Here is a 25,012-nt window from a genome sequence, read left to right as displayed (position 1 = left end):
ATAAACAAAATGTTACTAATCATAACTCATCAAACAATATCGATGCAAAATTTTAATCAATATTTGCTAAAATAATAACAGAACATAACGCGCAAATGATATCAGCAAAAATTAACAACACGATATAGCTCTACCATTATACACATAACATAAAAAGGGGAGATTTATCTCAACTGCATATATAAAAACAACAAAGTTCTCTCATACAAACTGACAAGAGTAATAAAACGCTCTATAAAATACCAAAAGAAAACAAGTTTTCATTTATCAATCATAAAACTAAGCAGAAAGAACAAAATGGCTTTAATATAAAAAGCCACCTCGTTTTCATAAAAATAAGCTTTAAAATGTTTTATAAACCTTAATTATGCATCTGACTCATTTGTTTTTGTTTCATCTTTTTTCTTTCGAGTCATAGCAACGTTTTCTTTTGTCACAGTTTTAGCTTTAGACTTTTTTTGTGTTTTCATCGTAACATCAGATTTCGATTTTTCTTCTGAAAGTGGCTCACCTTTAACGCGAACATCCGACAATGTGGAGCGTAAAACATGGATCCGGATACCCTCACTAATTTCAACCTCTAATTCACCACTTGCATCATTAACTTTCATAACTTTACCAACAACACCGCCTCCCGTTACAACTGTATCACCACGACGAACAGCGTTAAGCATTTCTTGACGTTTTTTCATTTGAGCGCGCTGTGGACGAATAATTAAAAAATACATAATTACAAAAATTAAAATGAAAGGAAAAACTGAGGTCAGCAATTCTTTACTTGAAAAACTACCTACAGTCTGAGCGCCTGCAGCTTGAGCATAAGCATTGGTTATAAACATTTTGATCTCCCATCAATTGAACCGAAGTATTTTTTACTCTAATTTTAAAAACCCGATACTTTCGCAAAAGAAAACTTCTCTAAATACAAAAAGTAATATTACATCACGTAATTTTGATCTTCTTAAAAGGCAATAAAACCTTCAAAAACAGAAAGCAACGGCTAAAAACTCTTAAAAAACAAATTTATTTCTTTTTTTGTATATCATAAATATTTTTTTTCTTAATCAAGATAAAAAAGAACACAAAACAATTTTTAACTTATTTAATCGCTATTCTAAACGAGATAATATTTTTTTGTTAAGCTAATCACATAATCTGCTTTACATTGAAAAAATTAGGCTGGAAATCTACCAATATCATCAATTACACTGACATCAAATCTGGTTGGAATATTGATATTAACAGGAATATTATACTTGAATCACAAATGACTTTTCCAGAAGAATTCTCTACCAGAGATTATTCTATAAATCACAAATAATATAAAACTTATCATTATGAATGACTGCTAAATACACCATAGCAGATACAGAGATCAGATAAAAAATGATCCAAACTCATAAAACTCTATCGCAAAGAGATTATTAATTATCTTATTTCAATTAATTTCATAAAAAACCAATATGATTTTCTGTACACTTTTCCATCACGCAATAATAAAGAATAAATCTTTAAAAGCTTTTTCTGACAATACAGTTTATTAGATAAGCTTAAATATTTTTGGGAAACAAAAGACACTCTATAACACGTTCTCTCATAAGAACTGCGCAGCAACTTATTCCTATCAAATTCAGAAAAAATTAATTAATCTACATTCTCATGTTCAATATATTACACTTTTGAAATTAAAGCATAATTAATCATCTTTCTAAGTAATCTGTAGGATCTACAGGTACAGCATTTTTACGAACTTCAAAATAAACACGTGGTGTCTTAGCGTTTCCAGAAACACCAGATTTAGCAATTTCATCACCTCGCCGTACTCTTTGACCTTTATGAACTAAAAACTTACTATTGTGTCCATAAATAGTAACAATATTATTTTCATGTCGAATTATAACGACTTCGCCTAATTCTTTTATCCCATCGCTTGCATAAATAACAATTCCATTTTCTGCTGCTTTTACTGACGAACCTTCAGGTACTGCAATATCTATTCCTCGATTGATTATTGAATCTTTCTTCTGACCAAATTGACTCAATAAACGTCCTCGTACTGGCCACCGCATTTTAGAAATACCCGTTGTTTGAGGAGAAATAAAATCATTCGAATGAATCTTCTCTTTCATTGACGGCCCATTGATCACAGATTTTGACTTGGTTACTTGTTGAGAAAAATGTTGCTCACTCTTTGATTGAGCATTATTTTTAAAAGGTATAGTTGTTGTAGGTGCTTTATATGAAGCTGAAGGAAATTTCTTATTTCTCGTTGAAGACATCATTGTGTCTTTTTTGGGAATTATAAGCACCTGACCGATATAGACAAAATCATTATTTATACCATTTTCTAATTTCAACGCATCAACACTAATTCCTACTTGCTGCGCGATACTTAGCAATGTATCTCCACTCTGTACAATATAAGAATTACGGCGAGATGCGATAGGATTATTCGCTTGCGAGCGAGAAAGCGTTCCCAAGTTTCTCGGTGGAGTACCCATAACTCGACCATTAGACGAAAGGTAAGAAGTATTATAATTAGCTTCTGCGATATCATTCGATTCCGCAGGTGGTAATTCACTACTTTGAATTACATCTCCTTGCGATAACAATCTTGTATTGTAAGATATCGTTGTGTTCATATTTGATTGCATAGGAACTGTACTATTGTAAACATTACTAGAGAAACGTTGCGTACCAGAACTACATCCTGCTATGACTATTGTTACCAGCCCAAAAGATAATCTCTGAAATTTATACCATGCAATGTTACTAAAAACTTTTAAACACATAGTTCGCTCACTAACCAATATTCAACACAACTTTAATTAAACCTTTCTAATATTACCTAAAAGTTAAGATTAGCGGTTGTATCCATAAATATCTTATAATAAACGGAAAAAACTCACTACTAAATCTAAAAATAGAGCATTTTTTTAGTTTTATTCTACAAATTAAAGCGCTTCTGCAACACTTTCAATGAAAGGCTGATAGCGAACTTGAAACATTTCTGAACGCTCAAATTGGCTGCCATTTTTTATATAACGCGTAACCACTTGCACCCCTTCATCTGGTCCTATAGCCTGAATGAGAATTCCATCTTCAGTTAAAAGTTCTAAAAACTCTTTTGGCTCACAAAAACGTGAAGGCCAAATAAGAATACGATCAAATGATCCCAAACCTGCAACACTTCGACTCCCATCAATTTGCCGCACAACAATATTTTCAATTCCTAAATTTTGAAATTTTTGCTGTGCTAAATCAACAAGTGTTTTATAACGATCAATCGTTGTAACACGACCACTCAAATACGCCATAAGAGCAGTACAAAAACCAGACCCCGTACCTATTTCTAAAACACGATGTTTTTTTTCTAATGACAATGCAAAAAGAATTAAAAGTTGCTCTTCTAAACGTTCAATATATTCACCGCATTCAATTGGAATAACCTTATTATCATAAGCGCTATTCAGCCAAGGAGCAGAAACAAATTGCTGTCGTGGTATTTTCTCAAGCGCCGAAAAAAAACGAACATCATCAATGCCTTTACTGCGCATTTTTAAGACAAGGCCTGCAAGTTCTTCACGAAATCGCAAAACATCCTTTTTCTCCATGATGTTATTCGATCTCCTATATGAATGAAAATATTACCACATATATAAACTATTTCTTTTTATAAAATAGTAAACTCTTGTTGTGTATCCAATACCACTATAGCTTATCAGCAACAGAGAATATATTAGTTTCTCTTTTTGCAACATTAAAGGGTAATATAATTTACTTTCATATAGGGTTGCAAAGCATCTGGAATAATAATTGAACCGTCTGCTTGTTGATAATTTTCAAGAATAGCGACAAGACAACGTCCAATAGCGACACCAGATCCATTCAAACTGTGAACATACTGCAATATTTTTTCGCCTGTTTTACGATATCGAGCATTCATGCGACGTCCTTGAAAATCGCCACACACTGAACAACTTGAAATCTCACGATAACATCCCTGACCTGGAAGCCAAACCTCAATATCGTAAGTTTTACGTGCTGCAAATCCCATATCTCCAGTAGAAAGAACCAAAGTACGAAAAGGTAATTGAAGTCGTTTTAATACATTTTCTGCACATTCGGTCATACGCTCTAATTCAGCTAAGGATTGCTCCTCAGTAGTAATCGATACCATTTCTACCTTCCAAAACTGATGCTGGCGCAACATACCACGTGTATCACGGCCTGCAGCTCCTGCTTCTGAACGAAAGCAAGGAGTAAGAGCAGAAAATCGCAGAGGTAAATCTAATTCTTCAAGAATTTCATCATTTACCAAATTGGTTAATGGAACTTCCGCTGTAGAAATAAGCCACCGACCATCTGTTGTTCGAAAAAGATCATCAGCAAATTTCGGCAACTGAGCTGCTCCATAGACAGCCTCATCTCGAACTAAAAAAGGAACAGAAACTTCTTTATAACCGTGTTCGTCAACATGCATATCAAGCATAAACTGACCCAATGCGCGTTCAAGCCGCGCCAACTCTCCAGAAAGAACTGTAAAACGCGCACCAGATAAACGACTAGCTTTCTCAAAATCCATTTGCTTAAGATTTTGACCAAGATCAAAATGTTCTTTCGGTGGAAAATCAAATACCTTAGGTGTACCAAAATGACGAACAATTACATTATCACGTTCATCTTTTCCTTTTGGGACATCATCTAATGGAATATTCGGAATAGCTGAAAGAGCCTTTTCTAAATTCTCAGTCAATCTCTTTTCTTCAGCAACAGCAGAAGAAAGAAAAACTTTCAGTTCTTCAACTTCAGCTTTAATACGTTCGGCAGTTTTATGATCATTTTCAGCTAAAGCTTGCCCTATTTCTTTTGAAGCAAAATTACGACGCTCTCGCGCATCTTGAACTTTAGAGATATGCATGCGGCGTTCATGATCAAGTTCAATCAATTTTTGTGCTTGTGGTTCAATACCTCTATTTGCCAGTGCTTCATCTAATTTTTCAGGATATTCACGAATCCATTTAATATCAAGCATTAGAACGCCTCATTTGTATTGTTTCTATCTGTATTTATATACAATATAAATTTCTTTTAAGAGTTTTCTTTTTAACCCACCAATTTAATAAAAATCTTTCATATAAGGAAATTGTTAGCAAAACTATTAACAACATAAATCAAAAAAACATACCATATCACTATTATTACAACAAAAAATAAGAACCTCCATTTTAAAATCTTAATGGAGAAGATGTTAATAATTCAATTTTCGTTAATAGACTAGTGACAAGAGATAATTGAAAAATCAAATAAAAAGTTAAAATAATTGATCTTTATTAAATCACCCTTTGATATCTTTCTATATCATCCATCAAGAAAAATAGAAATAATGCGCTGGCTAAATTTAATTTCATGCATTAAAAGTAATACCATATCAGAATAAATTTCAATTTTTAGATTTTCAATATATTTTTCATTGTTAAGAACATTTAGGAATAATCATAGATATAATTAAAGTTTGCTTATGAATTATCGGCATATTTATCATGCTGGCAATTTTGCTGATGTTTTTAAACACATTATTGTCACTCGCATTGTAGAATACCTCAAACGCAAAGAGAAAGCTTTTCGCGTTATAGATACACACGCAGGAATCGGACTTTATGATCTTTCTTCTTTGGAAGCTCAAAAAACAGGTGAATGGCGTGAAGGTGTTGGACGACTTTTATCTGTTTCTATCCCAGAACATTTGAAAGAACTTCTTTCCCCGTGGTACAATGCTATCTATAATACCAATAAAGAACATAAAGAAATTATACTTTATCCCGGGTCCCCTATTCTGATCCGCCAATTATTGCGCAAACAAGATCGGCTAACTGCAATTGAATTACACTATGAAGATTATCAGACTTTAGCAAAAAATTTTGTCGGTGATTATCAAACAAAAGTTTTACATTTAAATGGTTGGTTATCGCTGAATTCTCATCTGCCACCAAAAGAAAAACGTGGACTTATTCTCGTTGATCCTTCTTTTGAAAAACCTGGTGAGTTTTCTCGTCTCATTGATGGAATAATAAAAGCACATCGACGTTTTTCAGGAGGCACATATGCTTTATGGTATCCTGTTAAACACGATAAAGAAATTGAACACTTTCTTTCTGCACTTCAACAAACAGACATTCCTAAAATTTTACAGCTCGAAATGCGAATTCGAAAAAACTCACTATCACCTACAATGAATGGAAGCGGTATGATTCTTATCAATCCTCCATATACTCTTGAAGAAGAAATGAAAAAACTCAGTCCTTTTCTTATCACTCATCTTGGACAAGATAAAAGTGCACGAATTACTCAAAAATGGCTTCAGCAAGAGAAACTATTCCCTTAGATTATTGTTAATTTGAAGGTATAGAAATATACAGAATAAAGCAGAAACATAGATTTTATTTCTTCTTAAGAAAAGACTCTAATCCATTTATTTATCATTATAATCTAATATACATAAATCAATTGGTAGCTTTAAAAGTTATCTTATAAGATGATCTATTTTAGCCTTGTTTGTAAAACAAAGAAACAATCCCAACACCGTAGAATCTAGTATTATAATGCATTATTTATAAAATAATGACTGATAATAAATAGAGAGAAAAATATTATAGGAAGTTGCATTTCATGCAACAAATACGAAATCTTGTTGGACAACCTGTATACTCATGAAAAATAATCCTCACTTCCCTCCAAAACAAGCTTTATCTTTTCTATCTAACATTACATGGGACAAAACCTACCACGATAGCAATAATAATAAATTTAAAGGAGCTCCACTTATACAAGAATTTGTCAAACATCTCCCTCAAAAACCAGGAGTTTATCGAATGTTTGATGAAAATGGTGATATTCTTTATGTTGGGAAAGCGAGAAATTTAAAAAAACGTGTCGCAAATTACACGCGTGAACAAGGACAAAACAATCGAATTATCCGGATGATTCGTTTAACATATCATATGGAATTTGTTGTTACCCCTACTGAAACAGAAGCACTTCTTTTAGAAGCCAATCTAATCAAAAAGTTGCGTCCACGCTTTAATATTTTATTACGTGATGATAAAAGCTTTCCTTATATTATTATTACTGATGATCACAGAGCACCTGCCCTTTATAAACATCGCGGAGCACGAACACGAAAAGCTCATTATTTCGGCCCTTTTGCTTCATCTGAAGCCGTTACACAAACAATCAACACTTTACAGCGCGCATTTCTATTACGAACTTGTACGGATTCAATTCTTGAAAATCGTACACGACCTTGCTTGCTATACCAAATCAAGCGATGCTCAGCCCCTTGTACACATGAAATTAGCGACAGCAATTATATAAATCTTGTTCAAAAAGCAAAAGATTTTCTTTCTGGAAAAACTCAATCAGTAAAAAAAGAGATGGTTCAAGCTATGCATAAAGCAGCCGAAAATCTTGATTTTGAGCAGGCTATAGCCTATCGTAATCGTTTATCAGCTCTTTCTCACATACAAAGTCATCAAGGTATTAATCCCCAAACGATACAAGAAGCAGATGTATTTGCAATTGCACAGAAAGGAGGAATAACGTGTATTCAAGTATTCTTTTTTCGCATAGGACAAAACTGGGGGAATAAAGCTTATTTTCCAAAAGCAGATTCATCTTTTTCCAGTGCGGAAATTTTAGCCAGTTTTCTTGCGCAATTTTACGATAATAAACCAATTCCAAAACTAATTCTTCTTTCTGAAACAATTAAAGAAGAATTATTACTGAAAGAAGCATTAAGTTTAAAAGCAAACCACAAAATATCTCTCTCTTCACCAAAACAAGGTGAACGCAAAACTCTTGTAAATTACGCTTATACTAATGCCCACGAAGCACTTGAACGCAAACTTTCTGAAACAGAAACCCATACAAAGCTTTTTCAAGGTATTGCTGAAACATTTCAATTATCGCATACTCCACATCGCATAGAAATTTATGATAATTCGCATATTATGGGTACAAATGCAGTAGGCGCTATGATAGTTGTTGGTCAAATGGGATTTATTAAAAATCAATATCGCACATTTAACATTCGCTCAACCGATATTACACCCGGTGATGATTTAGGCATGATGAAAGAGGTTATCGAGCGAAGATTCTCACGCCTGATTAAAACATATGGCCTACCTCATCAAAACTCAAAAACACAAAATGATGATGAAGATTCTTTTCCTATCTGGCCTGATCTTATATTCATTGATGGTGGTGAAGGACAAGTAGGTGTTGTACGTAAAATATTATCCCAGCTAGGATTAGATCAATTCATCACAACAATCGGTATTGCTAAAGGAATTGATCGTGATGCAGGACGCGAGCGATTTTTTATGAAAAATAAACCACCCTTTACACTTTCGCCACGCGATCCTATTCTTTATTTTTTACAACGTTTGCGCGATGAAGCGCATCGCTTTGCAATTGGAACCCACAGAATAAAACGCAAAAAAACAGCATTTACAAACCCACTGGATGAAATCACAAATATAGGTCCAACAAGAAAGCGTTCTTTACTTAACCATTTTGGAAGCACAAAGGCTATTTCTAATGCTTCTGTTGAAGATTTAACAAAGGTTTCAGGCATATCCACTGCAATTGCGCAAAAAATTTATAATCATTTTAATGAAAAATAAGGGATATTTCATAATTTTTATATTGTTATTTCTATAATATATCTTGTACTGCATCAAAAACCAAAAATAACCCTATGAAAAAACATACTTTTTCTTTTCCAAATATACTAACTTACGCACGAATCATTGCAGTTCCATTGGTTGTGGCATGCTTCTTTTTAGAAGGGCGGCTGCAATCAAGTGATATCGCTCGCTGGGCTGCTGTTTCCATTTTTGTCATTGCATCCATTACTGATTTCTTTGATGGCTATCTTGCTCGTATTTGGAAACAAACATCTAATATTGGTCGCATGCTCGATCCAATTGCAGATAAACTGTTAGTATCGGCCTGTTTACTTTTACTTGCTGCAAATAACACGATCGCTGGGTGGACGCTTTGGGCAGCTATCATTATTCTTTGTCGTGAAATTCTCGTATCAGGATTACGTGAATATTTAGCTGAATTAAAAGTTAGCGTTCCTGTGTCTCGTCTTGCAAAATGGAAAACATCTGTGCAAATGGTAGCAATTATCTTTCTTTTAGCAGGTCCAGCGGGTAACAAAATCATCCCTTACACAATGGAATTTGGCATTACTATGCTATGGATTGCAGCACTTCTTACATTGTGGACAGGGTGGGATTATTTTCGCGCAGGATTAAAACACGTCATTACATGAAAAATCAGGAATATATTAAGACAGATAAATGCATAATGTATACAAGATAACAGAAAAATACATTTTAAAAGTGTTATCATTTACTTTAAATGCAGATTTATAAAAAATTCCGAAATACTGTTTCCGGAATTTTTTATTTATACACGCTTAATTAACCAACAATTTCAATATCAGAAAACCAATAAGCTATTTCTGTTTTTGCAGTTTCAGCGCTATCTGAACCATGAACAGAATTTTCACCAATTGATAAAGCATGTACCTTACGAATCGTTCCTTCCTGTGCATCAACAGGATTCGTAGCACCCATAATTTCACGGTTTTTAGCAATTGCATTTTCACCTTCTAAGACTTGTACAACAACTGGTCCAGAAGACATAAATTGAACCAACTCTTCAAAAAATGGACGCTCTTTATGAACAGCATAAAACCCTTCAGCTTCGTGCTGACTCATCCACACACGCTTAGATGCGACAATGCGCAAACCTGCATCTTCAAGCATTTTTGTAATTGCACCTGTTAAATTACGACGCGTTGCATCCGGTTTAATCATTGAAAAAGTACGTTCTACAGCCATGTTAAAACCTTTGTTTTATTCACAGAATTATATATTGACTCTATTCTTATTAATAATAAAAAACACCTTTTATCAAGTGAAGGCAAAAAAATCTGCATCATTTTTCAAAATCACGTATTTTTTTTTAATATCACATACCTCAGTAAATAAAGAGATATTACTGATTGTGTTAAATTCTTTTTCATCATTCACTGTAAACAAATTTTTATACATTTCTGATAATACAATCTAAAAGATTCAACATTGGTGCGTTTCTTGACCATAATGGTCTTAAACAAAAAAACTGATATAACAATAAACTTCTTTATATATCTAATTTCTACAATAATTTTCCACATTGAATCACTTTAACGGAAGAATTTCGTCAACCTTTTTCCGATCATCATTTCCTTAAAACATATATGGATATTTAAAAACTATAACGTAGACCTAAAACACCTTGAAAAGATTGTTTTCTCTTCTGTCCTTTGACATAATTAGCTTCCATATAAAATACTAACTTTTCATTCACAGAACTTCTTAGACCAACACCTAATTTTCCTGCATTATCTGATAAATCAGTCACAAACTTATATCCTTTATTAAGTACCGCATAATTATCATTAACGTTCTCACGCAACCACGCTACCGTCGCGTAAGCTGTTAACAAATTATTCATGCTCAAACTAAATTCATGTCCTATAGACAATCCAACTTCATTGCGTAATGAAGTCGCTGGACTGATATCTCCAACCATGTCATTTGAAAGCTTGATATTTTTACCTTCAGCCTTTAATAAAGCTACTTGAGCATAAGGTTGCACCCAAGTTCCTTGTTCTGTTGTAAAACGATAGCCTGCTTCAAACGATGTTCCTACTGCTCGTTGCTCGTAATTTCCTTGAATATCTATACCATTTGTCGAAACAGCTTTAAGATTATTTTGATAATAATTATATTTCAAAACACTATCTAAATACCACCCATTATTATCAAAATAACTCACATACGCTCCAAGACTATAAATGCCCATATTACTGACACCACCGCGTTCATGAACAATATGTGCTTGATCATATCCTCCAAAACCACCAATATAAAACTCTCCTCCATTTGTCAGTTCACTTATTCGATCAACACCTAACATTATACCTGTCTGTTCGAGTTTAAAATGTGTGCGTCCTGTAGCAACTTTTTCCGTACTCTTGAGAGTATATACCCATAGAGAAGCATTTCTTTTATTTCTGTTTACAATTCCTCTTCCAGAGCGCACATGCTGCAATTCATTATGCAAAACAAGGCTAGGAGCTACAGCCATAGAGAGAATAGCATCTGTCGAAGGAGTGGTTAAAAAATTAAGATTTTCTAAACTTTGATCTCCATAGTGAAAAAACTGATTTTGATCTTTATCCTCCCAAACATGATCTTGTGGAGACTGAGCATCTGAAGAAACAGAAGCATGATCACTCGGTTCTGAACGTTGCTGACTACGTCTCTGAGAATCTCGACTCTTTGTATAATTTCTTCGATATGCCCTAAGAGAAAGTTTAGCCGATCCTCCTTCAACATCTTTTTTTGGTTCATCGGATTGCATCTCTGCAAATGCAGAATCTGAAGATCTTGAACCATCATCATTCGACTCTAAATGCCGACGACTTCGCTGCTGAGATGTTACATGATTAACTTCACTTTCTGGATGTGGAATAATTGCATATGAATCCTCCTCCCGATCACTCTGGTTTCCTTCATTTGCCTGATATTCTGAATGTAACTTTGTTGAAGAAACATCAGTTTGAGATTGATCCTGATAGACTTCAGAAGAATCATCATCTGTAGGTATATCAGCTGGAAGAGAAGAATTTGACGGCGTATGACTTATGCCTCGACGTGACCGTCTTCGACCACGACTCGGATTCGAATCTTGTTTTTCAAAAGATGTATCAACTGAAGCAACAGCAACCAATTGTTCTTGATTGGCTTCAGAAGGCTGATTTCTTTGAGGTTCTGGTGTATTACCTTCCAACGAAACAGAAGTTGAAGAGATAGGAATGGATGGTTCGAGATTCATTGTTGCATGCCGAGGAGAACGCTTCCGACGCTGTGATGGATTAGATTGCTCTTGATTTGTTTCAGCAGTTTGAGTTTCTCGAATGTCAACGGGAGGCTTCTCTGAAGAAGTAGCAAGAAAAGGAAATAATGCTCCATCATTATTAACATCCCGGGGACGACGACTCCGACTTTGCGTTTCACTCGTTTGACTATCTGAAGGTGAAATTGTTAAAAAAGGTGAATTTTGAGAGTTTTCTGTTAAATGCCTTGGAGTTCTTCTTCTTGGACGAGAAGATGATGTCCCTCTATCTTGTGATGATCGAGAATTTGTACCAACAGATTCAGTCCTTACGAGTATGGGGGGCTGTGATTCCGTAATCCGTATTCGTGAAGATAAATCCGAATTATGTGACTTATCAGAAATTAAACTCAAATACCACTGTGTAGTATTTCTATTGGCTGGAACTTTTTCCATTTTTGGAGAAGTGATTTTTGTAGTTTGTTGTACTTTTTTCACTTTTTTCAAACCATACGTATAGACTCCTCCATCTACAGTATTAATTTTTCTACTCAATTGATCAACTAAAGTAAAAGTAGCTCCTTCACTATTACTTTTATCAGTTATTAAAAGAATATCTGCAATAAGATTAGGTCTTTGTGAAAGATTTTTTGAAAACTCAACACCACTATCCATAACGCTGATTGTATGCTCACCTGAACTCTGATCAATTAACAAATGATCGCTGCGATTTCCCACATTGCTAATATTAAAACGAAAATTTACCTGACCTGAAAGATCTTTAATATAAACTGTCAAATGACGAGGATCATACGGAATAGTAAAAAAACTAACAGTTCCTCCATTCCCCGTTAAATTCCCAATATAAATTTTAGAGAGATTTTCATTGTTTTGCACACCAACAGAAAATAATTCTTCAACAGAACGATTATTAAAAAGAATTTTTTCTCTTACAATAGAGCTGGCAGCATCACCAGCGTATAAAAAGAGATTTCCTCCACTCTTGACGTTTACAGTTTCTCCTAATTTTGTACCACCATACACCCATGAATTGGCATTACTCTCAATCGTTAAATTTATAACCATCCCATCAGGATATATTATTTGTTTACTTCCATTTTCCAAAGTAACATTAGTGGCTATTCCTCCTGCTAAAACATGCTGTTTACCCCCTTTACCAACTCTAGTTCCTGTTGCTTCACCCCCTTTTGTTCTACGCACTTTATAAAGATTTTGCTCTCCTCCTTTCTGAACTATTGTATGCCAAACATGAGCACCATCGTACACATTCTGCTGCCCTGTTATTCCATCTGAACCATTAACTACAGCGTTATAAGCAGTACTGAGTTTACTTGTATTTGTAAGATCTGCAGTCTCTTCCTCGAAAACAAATTGAACACCACCCCTAATGTTAGTTGAAATTGCTCTTCCTCCACGTGTAACGATTTGCATCCCACCTCTTTCAATATGAGCGTGCATTGAAGTTCCACCATTCTCAACAATTTCCACTCCACCATCTCGAATCGTGATGTTTCTTTTTATAGCTGTTATTCCACCATTATGACTATCAATACGTGTAATCAGTGCAGTATTACTCCCCACTGTTCCATTATCATTAACTGTTACAATTTGTAACTGCCTATCTGCATTCTGATCTGCATTTGTAGCTTGTATAAGAAGAGCACTAATCGTTATTATAGAGCAGCTTAATTTGTATTTGTACCGCATGATCTTTACTCCATGCATTAATAATTAAACAAATATCCCGCTACTCCTAAATAACCTTTTTGTATCATAATGTATTTTTATATATCGTAATATGTTTTATTTATGTCATAATGTGTTCTGCTTTACGATATAATAATCTCGCTTAACTCTCTATAACGATCTGAATAATGACAATATTTTCAGTGGAAATAGACAATAATAAGCATTCAAAATAGCATATCATCTATTCAAAATTAAAATACATAATGTAAAATACATATATAAAAAAAACAGCACTGATTCTCTGAAAAACAGTACTGTTCATATGCAATTTATTTTCTATTTTTTATATATTCGTAAAAAATGAATCTCTGATCAATTTAAATTACATTGCCATCTTCTCAGTCATTCAATAATTCAGAGGATGAAATCTTCTTAATCAGTTATTCTACTTAAAAACTATAGCGTACACCTAAAACTCCTTGCAGAGACTGTTTTCTCTTTTGTCCTCTGAGATAATTAGCTTCCGCATAAAGTGTTAAATTTTCATTGACTAAACTATTCAGACCAACTCCCAATTTACCAGCATTGCCAGACAAATCAGTAACAAACCGATTTTTTTCATTGATTGTTGTATGATTGTTATTTACATTTTCACGTAACCAAGCCGCTGTTGCATAAGCTGTTAATGCAACATCAGTATTCAAGTTAAGCTCATGACCTATAGATACCCCAACTTCACTTCGTAATGAAATTGATGGATTAGTCTCTCCAATCATATTATTTTCAAGCTTTATTTTTTTACCTTCAACACGTAACCAAGTTAATTGAGCATAAGGCTGTACCCAAAGATCTTGCTCAGTCTTAAAACGATAACCTGCTTCAACTGATGTACCCACCGCCCATTGCTTATAATCTCCCTGAATAGCCAAACCATTTGTTGAAACGGCTCTAAGATTATTTTGATAATGATTATATTTCAAAACGCCATCTACATACCACCCACTATTATGCCAATAGCTCGCATAAGCTCCTATACTATAGATATTCATCTTACTGATGCCACCTCGATCATGGGCAATACGAGCCTGGTCGTAACCTCCAAAACCACCAATATAAAAATTGCCACTGGTAAATTCACCTAGCCAATCAATACCCAGCATTACACCTGTCTGATCAAGTTTGAAATTGGTACGTCCCGTAGCAATATGTTCCTTACTTCCAATTGCATATGTCCATAGAGCAGTATTTTTCTTCTTATCTCTATTTGCAATTTTTCTTCCAGAACGCACATGTTGCAATTCATTATGAAAAACAAGTTCAGGAGCCACAACCATAGATAAAATAGCATCTGTTGAAGGACTAGTTACAAAATCAGGATACGCAACACCTTCTTTATACTCTGTTTCTACACCTAAATACCACGTTGTTTCACCTGCATTCGTCTTTTTATGCAAATCGTACATATAGGTTCCACCATCAATAGCACTCACTTTTTCCCCAGATGATCCCACCAAAGAAAAGTGCGCCCCGCCGCTTTTATCATAAATTAGATTAAGAGTCTGTGACCGAGGGTCTGTAATTTCAGCTCCAGTATCAGAAAAACTGATAGTATGATTGCCGCTTCCATCCCTTATATAAATACTATCACCACGACCCTCTGCAATAGAAGTATTCATGAGAAAATTTAGACGACCTGAAAGACTCCCTACGTAAAGACGTGAGTAATGGAAAGGAGCACTCGTAGAAATAATACTCTCGTCGCTATTTGAATTATCAACTTCTTGCGAATCTCTAACATAGACGCGAGGCTGATTTGAATCGGCATCATTAGAAATTAAATCTGGATTAGTATCAGTAGAAATAAAAATGACGCTACCATCCCCACTTAAATTCCTAATTACAGAACTTTTCCCATCAAATTCACTAGAAACAAGATACAATTTTGTATTTGTTCCATTTAACACCAGTTTATCAACTTCGGTGTTATTTTCACTCTCATCAGAATTAATACCAGCATAAAGATATAACTTTCCCGAATTGTTAACTGTTATTCCTTCTTTCGAGTCTACCCCAGAATGTATCCATGATTGAGCATTATCATTAATGACGAGTTGGCTCACACGCCCTCCAGAAAATACTGCTTGAACAGCATTGTCCTTTAAAGTAGTCTCTATAGCTGTTCCACCTGCGACAATATACTGTCTTCCATCATCAGAAACTGTGGTTCTTATTGCAGTCCCACCAACTTCTGCCTTCTCATCCTCCTTGCTAATAACTTGTATGCCTCCTTTTCCAATTATTGTATCAATAGCTGTTCCATAATCATATATACTTTGTTGTCCGAATACATCACCTTCACCATAAACTTTCGTGCCTATAGCTGAACTTTTTATGATTTTTGTTTCATCTTGTCCAAAAACAATTTGCTGACCACCCTCAATGATAGCATCGGTGGCAGCCCCTCCATATTGAACTGACTGCTCTCCTCCTGCTTTAATAGTAGAACCTGTGGAAATACTTTTTGTCCCATTGAAAGCTTGAACAACTTCTGTGCCCCCTTTTTCAATGATATTTTCTTTGCTAATACCTCCCCCGAAAATATAGATTTTTCCACCCTGCCCAACTTTTGTATACCCTATCACTCCTGGTTTCCCCTCAGGTTTACTATTTTTATCTAGTTTATCATAAACATAAAATCTATCATTATTCCTGACCTCATTAAAATACACTGTTGAGTTATTTGTCAGCTGTGCAATTACAGGATCTTTTCCAGAAATTGTCAAAATACCATTCTTATAGGAAACTCTATCACTATTTTCGCTGTCAGCAGGAATTTCTTCAGTATATTTCCGCACTATCTTAAGTTCATTGCCATCTTTATGTTGATAACTCTCAATATGATAACCTATATTACCCAATAGATTTAAACTAGAAGATTCTATTGTCACTGTTTCATGTGGAGTACTTACTGTTCCATCTTTACCAAACGCTTTAATTCTTATACATTGTTTCGGTTTTTCGACCTCTGCTTCTGTGCTCTCAAGATTTTCATTATAAAACATGCTCGTACGAATTTTTGTGCCCGTTTTCTTATTCTCATCTAAGATGAAATTTCGGCAAAAATTACTTTCTCCACCCACATCTGCATTTGCATTTTGCACAAAAGAGCTACTAATCAGAAGCGCCCAACAACTTAATTTCCATTTATATTGCATAACCATATCCTTACTATTTCATGCCTGAAAAGACATTGAACGTAATTAGTTGTGCAATGCAATATTTCAACTGCAAGATGTATTTTTTTCCACGATTTGATAAAAATAAAGGTTTTTTTCTTTATTTTTTATTCAATTATTTATCTTAAAGGAGAGAAAAGAATAATGCGTATACCATTTTAATGATATCTTCCCAAAAATAAAAAGATACAAAATATAACAATACATACAATCTATTTAAAATAATACCTCTCTAGCACCTTCCCAATTATTCTCCAATCATCTAGGGAATAAATCATCATAAGAAATTATGAAAGAACACACAGAATATATCTACACTGTCAACGCTATCTCTGCTTGACTGCAAGATAATTTTGGTCACTTTCTAAAAAACTTCTATTGAACAAATCATTAAGAGGTCAGCGTTATCCATAATCTCAACTTGATTAGCTTTCAACAGATTCCATCGCAGCACTCTGTATTTTTCTTTCAAAGTACACGCACAGATACTGAATATGTTCTTAATTCTTTATCGATAATTTCTCTTTTCGTATGCCTAAAAACAAATCATATGCTTCAAAACAAATTTAAATAACATTCATAAGCAATAAAACATCTAATCTGTAAGCAATTTCAAGAGACAAGTACCAAGATTATTTTACTTTATCCATTTTCAACATAAATCATATTTCTATTAGCTCTACCATCGATAGAACGAGCTTTTTCATCAAACTAATCTAGAAGAACACAGTAAACATACGAATTAACATCTAAAAAAGATTGAACGTTGTAATACAATCATAACTTTGCAAAAAATTGTCAATTTGATGTCAATATTAACAATTCTTGACCCAATTTTATCAAAAGGACATCATTTATTGGTAGAATAATCTTCTACGTTGATCACACTCTGTGAATATTATTTTAATTACATTTAAATCATAGCAATACTGACTCGACATTAGTTTTAAATTTTTATAATCATAATTCGCTCATTTTATAAATAATACAGAGGGAAACTCATTCATGTCTATAAGCGTAAAAGAACAAAACGCAAATAAAGGAAACTCTCCTGGTAGAATTTTATTTGCAAGCCTTATTGGAACAACAATTGAATATTTCGATTTTTATGTTTTTGGAACGGCCGCAGCTCTCATATTTCCTTATTTATTTTTTCCAGCTCAAAACGAGCAGCTTGCTATTTTGCAATCTTTTCTTGTTTTTGGTGCTGCTTTTTTTTCTCGTCCCTTCGGTTCAATTATTTTCGGACACTTTGGTGATAAAATTGGACGAAAAGCGACGCTTATAGCAGCTCTTTTGACAATGGGTCTTTCAACAGTTATTATTGGTATTCTTCCTACTTATGAAACAATTGGTTTCTTAGCACCGCTTCTCTTAACCATATGCCGTATTGGTCAGGGAATTGGATTAGGTGGTGAGTGGGGTGGAGCTGTTTTGCTTGCAACTGAAAATGCACCACCAGAAAAGCGTGGTTGGTATGCAATGTTTCCACAATTAGGCGTTCCAATTGGATTATTTTTATCTATTGCTGCCTATCTAGGTATAGTGAACTTCTTTGACCAAGATCAACTTTTTGCATGGGGGTGGCGTGTTCCATTTATTTTCTCTGCTGTTCTCATGATTGTAGGATTATGGGTTCGTATGTCAATTAATGAAACATCTGAATTCAAAAAAACGCTTAAACGCGAAGAGCGCGTTAAAATACCCATTGTACACGTGTTTTCTAAATACTCACGCGTTTTATTTCTTGGCACATTTGCAGGAATGTTAACATTTGCTTTGTTTTATTTGGTCACCGCTTATTTATTAAGTTATGCAACAAATCATCTTAAGTTATCATTCAATCAAGCTCTCGAAGTAGAAATGATCGGTGCTGTTTTTTGTGGTATTTTCACCCTTTTGACTGGAAAAATCTCTGATCGTATTTCACGAAGAACGTTAATGATTTGGGTGACTATCATCACGGGTGTTTATTCTTTTGCAATTCCTTATTTCCTTGCTTCTGGAATTACGGGTATCTTTATGATGTCTGTCATTGGTTTATCGCTTATGGGTATCACATATAGTCCGCTCGGTGCTGTTCTTGCTTCACCATTTCCAACAGAAATTCGATACACCGGCTCATCCGTAGTCTTTAATTTGGCGGGAATTGCAGGCGCATCTGTTGCACCTTATGTCGCCGAATATTTGGTGCAAAATTTCGGCATTGCTTATGTTGGTTATTATCTTCTGTTTTCTTCTATCATTTCTTTGATTTGTTTTGTTGGTTTTACAGATCAAGAAATATCTAACTAACCAATAAAGAAAAAAAAATAACAAGTGCTGGCGGTAGAGATGCCGCCAGTTTCATTTTTAAAGGCATAGGTTGAGGAATATTCCACCATAATATTCCAGCAAACAGCACACAAAGTAAAAAAAACAAAATATCTACAATGGTATTAATATAAATAACAGAGAACATTTGAGATAAGATATGTGTCGTCCCCAACCATGAAACACAAAAAAAAGACAACATAACTGCCCACAAAATAAGCAAAATTCTATCAAAGACCATCATTTATTCCGTTTTTATATTTTGATCGTAAAGCATATTCTTATCAGTTTTAAAAATCACAACAAATACCTACCAGTTTTCTTCTGAGCTTTCCAAAATAAAAAAAATCTGACTTAATTATTGTCACTGTCCTGATGAAAATCGAAAAAAAGACGCTATCTACATCAAAGTTTTTTCCAAGAGCGATCTTTAGTTTGCTGCCAATAAGTGAGATCATAATTTTGTGCTTTATATTCCTTCCATTGAGAACGAGCGAGATTTAATTGCTCTTCATCACAATCATCAAACAGAATAACAAGTCGTTGATAACAACTAATATCCGAACAAATAGCTCCCTCTAGGAGAAAACGCACCTTTGAATCATTCGGATTTTCACATCCTGTTGTCAAAAATACTGGCTGAAGACTTGAATATTTATCACATTCCGTTCCATGCCCAATGAAAGATTCATCAGAATAAACCCACAAACGAGTATCTATAACGTCACGTTGCTCGTTACTGGTACACTGTATGGTCACTCTTCCAAAACGAGCCAAAGCGCGCTCCACAAGTGTCGGCAAAACATCTTCAAATCTTGAATGCATCAAATGATAAAAAATAATATCCATTAATTCTATCTTTCATCATTCCTTATCAACTTTGCATATCATATCTTTTCAAAATAAATAAAATGAGAGACAAAATCTCTCTTATTTAAGATAAATAAAAAATATATCTTCTGCTCTTTTTAAAATATTTCTCTGTGCATCATTATCAAAAAAGAATGTAATCTGGAATAAATTAAATTAGAATGGGTTAGTGATCTTTTATCATTCTAATAGAAACACATAATATACATCAAAATAATTTCTGAATTTTGCTTATATTAAAGTACAATGCATCAAAATTTAAACTTAAAGGTGCTTTCTCATCCATGCGGATTACTGAATTATACATTTTAAAGCGCATTTTCACTCTTTTCAGTGCTGTTGTAATTGCTGCAATCAGTATTAGCTGGATAGTACAAATCCTTGCACGCATTAACTTTCTCACAACAAGTGGTCAAACCTTTTTAACAGCTTTGTATTTTTCGTCTCTCTTGCTTCCTTCGGTTATCTCTCTCGTTATTCCATTTTCACTAGCGATTGCTATTATAACCATTCTTTCAATTATGAATCAAGATTCAGAGTTAACGATTATCAACGCTTCTGGCATGCCCCAAAATGTTGTCTGGAAACCAATTTTTCTTTTAGCTATCCTTGCTTCACTTGTATCATTTTCCATCGCCAATTTTGTTACTCCTCAAGCGCGTCTTAATATGCGGCATATGCTGGCAAGTGCTCACTCCGATCTCATTAGCCTCTTTATTAACGAAGGCAGTTTTCAAGAGTTAACAAAAAATCTCTATATAGAAATTGGTGAACGAACCCCCGACGGGAATATTGAGCGTCTTTTCATTGCAGATCAACGCGACCCTCAAGTTGATCTTTTTTATTATGCCACGAAAGGAGCGGTTATTAATAATAAAAATGGCAGCTTTCTCGTTCTCAATGATGGAGAAATAGAAAGAGTCAATCACCAAAATGATAGTGTTTCAATTATTAAGTTCAGTTCTTATACTTTTAATCTAAGTGAATTTATACCTAATAATGGAACTCCTATTATTTACCCTAAAGATAGACCCCTTTCATATTTATCTCATCCTGATCCAAATGATCCCTATTATCAACAGAACCCACTCCAGTATCAAGCTGAATTTCACCGTCGACTCACAGAATGGTTCTATTCTATTGTGTTTGCGTTAATTGCATTAGTAACAGCAGGAAATGCACGTCCCTATAGACAAACACACATATCTATAAATTTTTTTGCTATTGCTTTCTCTTTTCTCATTTACTGGATAGCATACTTCTTTGCTGAAAAAGCAAAAAATAACCTTTTTTATATCCCTATACTCTATATCCTACCAATAGGAATAAGCATTCTTCTCTTTTTTATACTTTTTAAAAACTATAAAATTGACGTTTTGCAAAATCTAATAATATCATTTAAATATTTTTTTAAAATGAATAAACAAATTTAAATATCAAAGCTTTCACTATTTTCGGACAAAATATGATGATTGGACGGACGCTCGGACGGTATTTTTTCGTGTATTACCTCAAAATAACTAGCTATTTTGTGTTAGGTATTTTTACTCTTGCTTTTTTAATTGACTTTACGGAAAATTCTAATCGACTAGCTTCTCTTCCTCATTATACGACGAAAGGAGCAATTCTTATCTCTATGTTGCGTATTCCTTTTATTATGCAACAGCTCTTTCCTTTTATTGCATTATTTTCTGCCATGACAGTGCTTCTTTCACTGAACCGAAAATTTGAACTTGTCATTGCTCGCTCCATCGGTATTTCTGCATGGCAATTTTTAACACCTGCTTGTGTTGGAGCCTTGCTTCTCGGATTATTTGCGATTCTTTTTGTTAATCCATTTGCAGCATGGGGATCTGCTCAAGCAGAAAAAATGATGGCTGAATGGCGAGGTAATAATATCAAAACATCAATGAACAACACACGCATCCCATGGTTAACACAACACACAAACTTAGGAACAACCACCATCGGAGCTAGATCGATCATAGATCAGGGACTTTCTCTTATCGACGCAACTTTTGTACAATACAATAACAATGCAACAATAAAAAATTGGATTAATACAAATAAAGCAACACTAATAAATGGAGCCTGGCTATTAACAAATGGAACAATCTATAAAACAGGTCATACTCCTGAAAAATTTACAAAACTTTTAATAAAAACAAATTTAAAACCTGAGTTTTTAACTGAATATTTAGCTGATCCTGCAACCATCCCGTTTTATAAATTACCCAAAAAAATTGCAGCTGCACACTCATTGGGTTATTCTGCTAATAAATTTGATATGTATCTACAATCATTGATTGCTTTGCCTGCATTACTTGTTGCAATGACTCTTATTGCGGCAACTGTGTCACTCAAATTTACACGCTTTGGACAGTCTGGAATATTCATTTTTGGTGGTGTAATTGCTGGATTTATACTTTATGTTATTTCAGTGCTTGTTCAAGCTTTTGGAAATGCTGGATATGTTCCACCAATTATTGCTGCTTGGGTACCAGTTGTTATTGCATTGTTTTTTGGTATCTCTTTTTTGCTTTACAAAGAAGATGGTTAAATGAAATCGTTAATACGTAAGAGAATAATCTTGATACAATTAAAAAAAATCATCAAAAATAGTGCTATAATTTTTGTTTTAGGAGTTGTTACACCTTCGATTGCTAAAGAAAAAGATCCTCTTTCTTTTTCTACAAGCAATCTTCAAAAGCCGACAAACCCTCTTTTACTTTCTGCTGACAAACTCATTTACGATCGGTATAAAAATGCCATTTTAGCACAAGGAAATGTGCAAATAGAATATAATGGCAATAAAGTTGTCGCTCAAAAAATCACTTACAATCAAAAAACAAAACGTGTCATCGCACAAGGAAATGTTGAAATTGTTCAAAAAGATGGCAACAAAATCTATTCCAATCAAATTGATATCACTCAAGATTTTAGTGAAGGATTTATAAATTTTTTACGGGTTGAAACAACGAATAACACACATTTTGCTGCTGCAAATGCTCAACGTATAAATAATGAAATAACAATCTTCAATAATGCTATATACACAGCATGTGCACCGAATTATTGTCGAGTAGATCACGAAGTTTTATGGCAAATCAAAGCAAAAAAAATTATATGGAATAGTGTCTTAAAAACAGTCCGTTTTGAAGATGGCTACTTTGAAATTTTTGGTATGCCAATTATACGCTTTCCAGTTTTTGAACTCCCTGATCCAACTGTAAAACGCATAAGTGGTCTTCTTTCACCCCATTTTTTATATGCTGATTATCTTGGTATTGGTCTAAAAAATTCTTATTTTTGGAATTTATCACCTCATTACGATTTTACTCTTTCCACTACTCTATACACGCAACAAGGACTGCTCACAGAAGGTGAATGGCGTCAACAATTTAAAACAGGACAGTATAATATTCGTTTTGCTCATATACACCAAATCAATCCTCATAAATTTGATAATAACACGATTGATAAAGAAAACATTAACCGTTACATGCTGGCCACTAAAGGTGATTTTCGTATTAATGCTCGCTGGATCTACGGCTGGGATATTTTTACACAATCAGATCAACATTTTGGTCGAGCATATAACCTCGAAAATTATAATAATCCTGTGCAACTTTCTCAGCTTTATTTAAATGGTCTTGCGGGTCAAAATCATTTTGATATGCGTTTTTATCACTTCACTGTTCAAGATCTAATCCGTAACAATTCTCTGAATAAACATTATTCCCGGCAAGCATGGGCTCTTCCTCGCATCGATTATTCTTATATCTTCGATAAATCAATTTATACTGGAGAACTTAGCTTTCACAGCAATATACAATCAATTTATCGCGATCATACTGAGTTTGATAAAATTAACCAGCAACATTATCTTCTTAATTCTTCTCGTTTCTATGATATCGCTGGCAATAGCTTTCGTTTAACAGGAGAAATAGAATGGAAAAAACGCCTTAAAACAAAAAGTGGGTTAATACTAACCCCTATCTTCGCTTTACGCACCGATACAATCGTAACAAATACTCATGAAAACTATAATATCAATACAATCAATAACTCTAGAACGAATTTTAATATTGCTTCATCAGCAATCCGTAATATGGCAACCGCAGGTTTAGAGGTCCGTTATCCTCTTCTTATTACGACTAAAGGTTCCACACAAATTTTAGAACCAACAGCACAAATTTTTATACGCAATAATGAGCGCTACATTGGACGACTACCCAATGAGGACGCACGAAGCTTTATATTTGACGCAACAACTTTATTTCAACGCGATAAATTCTCTGGATATGATCGCGTAGAAGGAGGAAGCAGAGCAAATGTAGGGTTAAGATATTTTGGAAGTTTTAACAATAATTGGTCGCTTTATGGTCTCATTGGACAATCCTTTCATATTGCAGGAAAAAATTCTTTTGCAGAAAAAGATTCTATTAATGTAGGATTCGATTCAGGCCTTGAAACAACACGATCAGATTATGTTGCAATGTTTGGAGCAAATCACGATAGTGGTTTTTCGCTAGCATCTCGAGGACGTTTTGATAAAAACACAGGAAAAATTCATCGTGGTGAAATAGAAACGTCACAAAAGTGGTCAAATTTTTGGGTTGCTATGCAATATGCCTATATTAAAAACCAACCCAATTATGGATATGAGAAAAATCGCCAAGAAATTTCTTTTCAAACAAGTCTTCAATTATCTGATTATTGGTCTTTTGATAATAATGCTAGTTATGATTTAGTTTCTAGAACATTCGTCAAACGGGGAATAAGTTTAAATTATATGGATGAGTGCTTCAAAATGAAATTTGGATATCAACAAATCTCCAGCCCAGGAAAAAACACACCCTTACAGAACTTTAACTTTTCCTTTTCGCTTCGAACATTAACACATACAAATCAAAAAATTTAAG

Annotated in this window: 16 protein-coding genes; 7 read left to right on the top strand and 9 right to left on the bottom strand. The window is 34.1% G+C overall.

Features of this window, described 5'->3' with window-relative positions; translation table 11 throughout:
• Positions 1-365 precede the first annotated feature (365 nt).
• The 4 genes from yajC to serS all read right to left on the bottom strand — a co-directional run bounded on the left by yajC (position 366) and on the right by serS (position 5,035).
• Positions 366-839 carry a preprotein translocase subunit YajC gene (gene yajC, locus NPY00_RS03825; RefSeq protein ID WP_269020748.1) on the bottom strand — a complete coding sequence of 158 codons (474 nt, stop codon included), beginning with the start codon at positions 837-839 and terminating at the stop codon, positions 366-368.
• 861 nt (positions 840-1,700) lie between these two features.
• Positions 1,701-2,792 (bottom strand): peptidoglycan DD-metalloendopeptidase family protein, encoded by a 1,092-nt coding sequence (locus tag NPY00_RS03820; protein WP_269020747.1) that lies wholly within the window; start codon positions 2,790-2,792, stop codon positions 1,701-1,703.
• 162 nt (positions 2,793-2,954) lie between these two features.
• Entirely contained in the window at positions 2,955-3,614 is a 660-nt protein-coding gene (locus NPY00_RS03815) for a protein-L-isoaspartate(D-aspartate) O-methyltransferase (protein ID WP_269020746.1), read from the bottom strand.
• Positions 3,615-3,760: 146 nt separating this feature from the next.
• A complete protein-coding gene (gene serS / locus NPY00_RS03810) occupies positions 3,761-5,035 on the bottom strand; it encodes a serine--tRNA ligase (RefSeq protein WP_269020745.1) in 1,275 nt (424 codons plus the stop codon).
• A 486-nt stretch (positions 5,036-5,521) separates the two neighbouring features.
• Between serS and NPY00_RS03805 the strand changes: the two genes are divergently transcribed.
• From NPY00_RS03805 to pgsA, 3 genes are all read left to right on the top strand, one after another.
• Complete coding sequence (locus tag NPY00_RS03805) at positions 5,522-6,385, top strand: 23S rRNA (adenine(2030)-N(6))-methyltransferase RlmJ (RefSeq protein WP_269020744.1); 864 nt, start codon at positions 5,522-5,524, stop codon at positions 6,383-6,385.
• 325 nt (positions 6,386-6,710) lie between these two features.
• On the top strand, positions 6,711-8,684 hold the full coding sequence (gene uvrC / locus NPY00_RS03800) for an excinuclease ABC subunit UvrC (RefSeq protein ID WP_269020743.1): 1,974 nt from the start codon (positions 6,711-6,713) through the stop codon (positions 8,682-8,684).
• A 74-nt stretch (positions 8,685-8,758) separates the two neighbouring features.
• The gene (gene pgsA / locus NPY00_RS03795) at positions 8,759-9,340 is read left to right on the top strand and encodes a CDP-diacylglycerol--glycerol-3-phosphate 3-phosphatidyltransferase (RefSeq protein WP_269020742.1); all 582 of its coding nucleotides are present in this window, start codon (positions 8,759-8,761) and stop codon (positions 9,338-9,340) included.
• Positions 9,341-9,491: 151 nt separating this feature from the next.
• On the opposite strand, the gene ndk is transcribed toward pgsA, so the two are convergent.
• From ndk to NPY00_RS03780, 3 genes are all read right to left on the bottom strand, one after another.
• Positions 9,492-9,914, bottom strand: coding sequence for a nucleoside-diphosphate kinase (gene ndk, locus NPY00_RS03790; RefSeq protein ID WP_269020741.1), 423 nt, complete (start codon positions 9,912-9,914; stop codon positions 9,492-9,494).
• A 409-nt stretch (positions 9,915-10,323) separates the two neighbouring features.
• Positions 10,324-13,686 carry an autotransporter outer membrane beta-barrel domain-containing protein gene (locus tag NPY00_RS03785; protein ID WP_269020740.1) on the bottom strand — a complete coding sequence of 1,121 codons (3,363 nt, stop codon included), beginning with the start codon at positions 13,684-13,686 and terminating at the stop codon, positions 10,324-10,326.
• 431 nt (positions 13,687-14,117) lie between these two features.
• Complete coding sequence (locus NPY00_RS03780; protein ID WP_269020739.1) at positions 14,118-16,883, bottom strand: autotransporter outer membrane beta-barrel domain-containing protein; 2,766 nt, start codon at positions 16,881-16,883, stop codon at positions 14,118-14,120.
• 1,026 nt (positions 16,884-17,909) lie between these two features.
• Here NPY00_RS03780 and NPY00_RS03775 point away from each other — a divergent pair.
• Entirely contained in the window at positions 17,910-19,199 is a 1,290-nt protein-coding gene (locus tag NPY00_RS03775) for an MFS transporter (protein WP_269020738.1), read from the top strand.
• Here NPY00_RS03775 and NPY00_RS03770 read toward each other — a convergent pair.
• Both NPY00_RS03770 and NPY00_RS03765 read right to left on the bottom strand, forming a co-directional pair.
• Positions 19,192-19,458, bottom strand: a complete 267-nt coding sequence (locus NPY00_RS03770) for a hypothetical protein (RefSeq protein WP_269020737.1) — start codon at positions 19,456-19,458, stop codon at positions 19,192-19,194. The two genes, NPY00_RS03775 and NPY00_RS03770, sit on opposite strands and share 8 nt — an antisense overlap.
• 164 nt (positions 19,459-19,622) lie before the next feature.
• The gene (locus NPY00_RS03765; protein ID WP_269020736.1) at positions 19,623-20,066 is read right to left on the bottom strand and encodes a DNA polymerase III subunit chi; all 444 of its coding nucleotides are present in this window, start codon (positions 20,064-20,066) and stop codon (positions 19,623-19,625) included.
• Between the two features lie 305 nt (positions 20,067-20,371).
• On the opposite strand from NPY00_RS03765, the gene lptF reads away from it, so the two are divergent.
• From lptF to NPY00_RS03750, 3 genes are read left to right on the top strand one after another with little or no spacing between them, the layout of a single operon-like run.
• Entirely contained in the window at positions 20,372-21,520 is a 1,149-nt protein-coding gene (gene lptF, locus NPY00_RS03760) for an LPS export ABC transporter permease LptF (protein ID WP_269020735.1), read from the top strand.
• Positions 21,521-21,555: 35 nt separating this feature from the next.
• Positions 21,556-22,647, top strand: coding sequence for an LPS export ABC transporter permease LptG (lptG, locus tag NPY00_RS03755; RefSeq protein ID WP_269020789.1), 1,092 nt, complete (start codon positions 21,556-21,558; stop codon positions 22,645-22,647).
• A complete protein-coding gene (locus NPY00_RS03750; protein ID WP_269020734.1) occupies positions 22,648-25,011 on the top strand; it encodes an LPS-assembly protein LptD in 2,364 nt (787 codons plus the stop codon).
• The last annotated feature ends 1 nt before the right edge of the window (position 25,012 follow it).

Source organism: Bartonella sp. F02 (genome assembly GCF_026929975.1).
GTDB lineage: Bacteria > Pseudomonadota > Alphaproteobacteria > Rhizobiales > Rhizobiaceae > Bartonella.
This window is presented reverse-complemented; position numbering and strand designations above follow the sequence as displayed.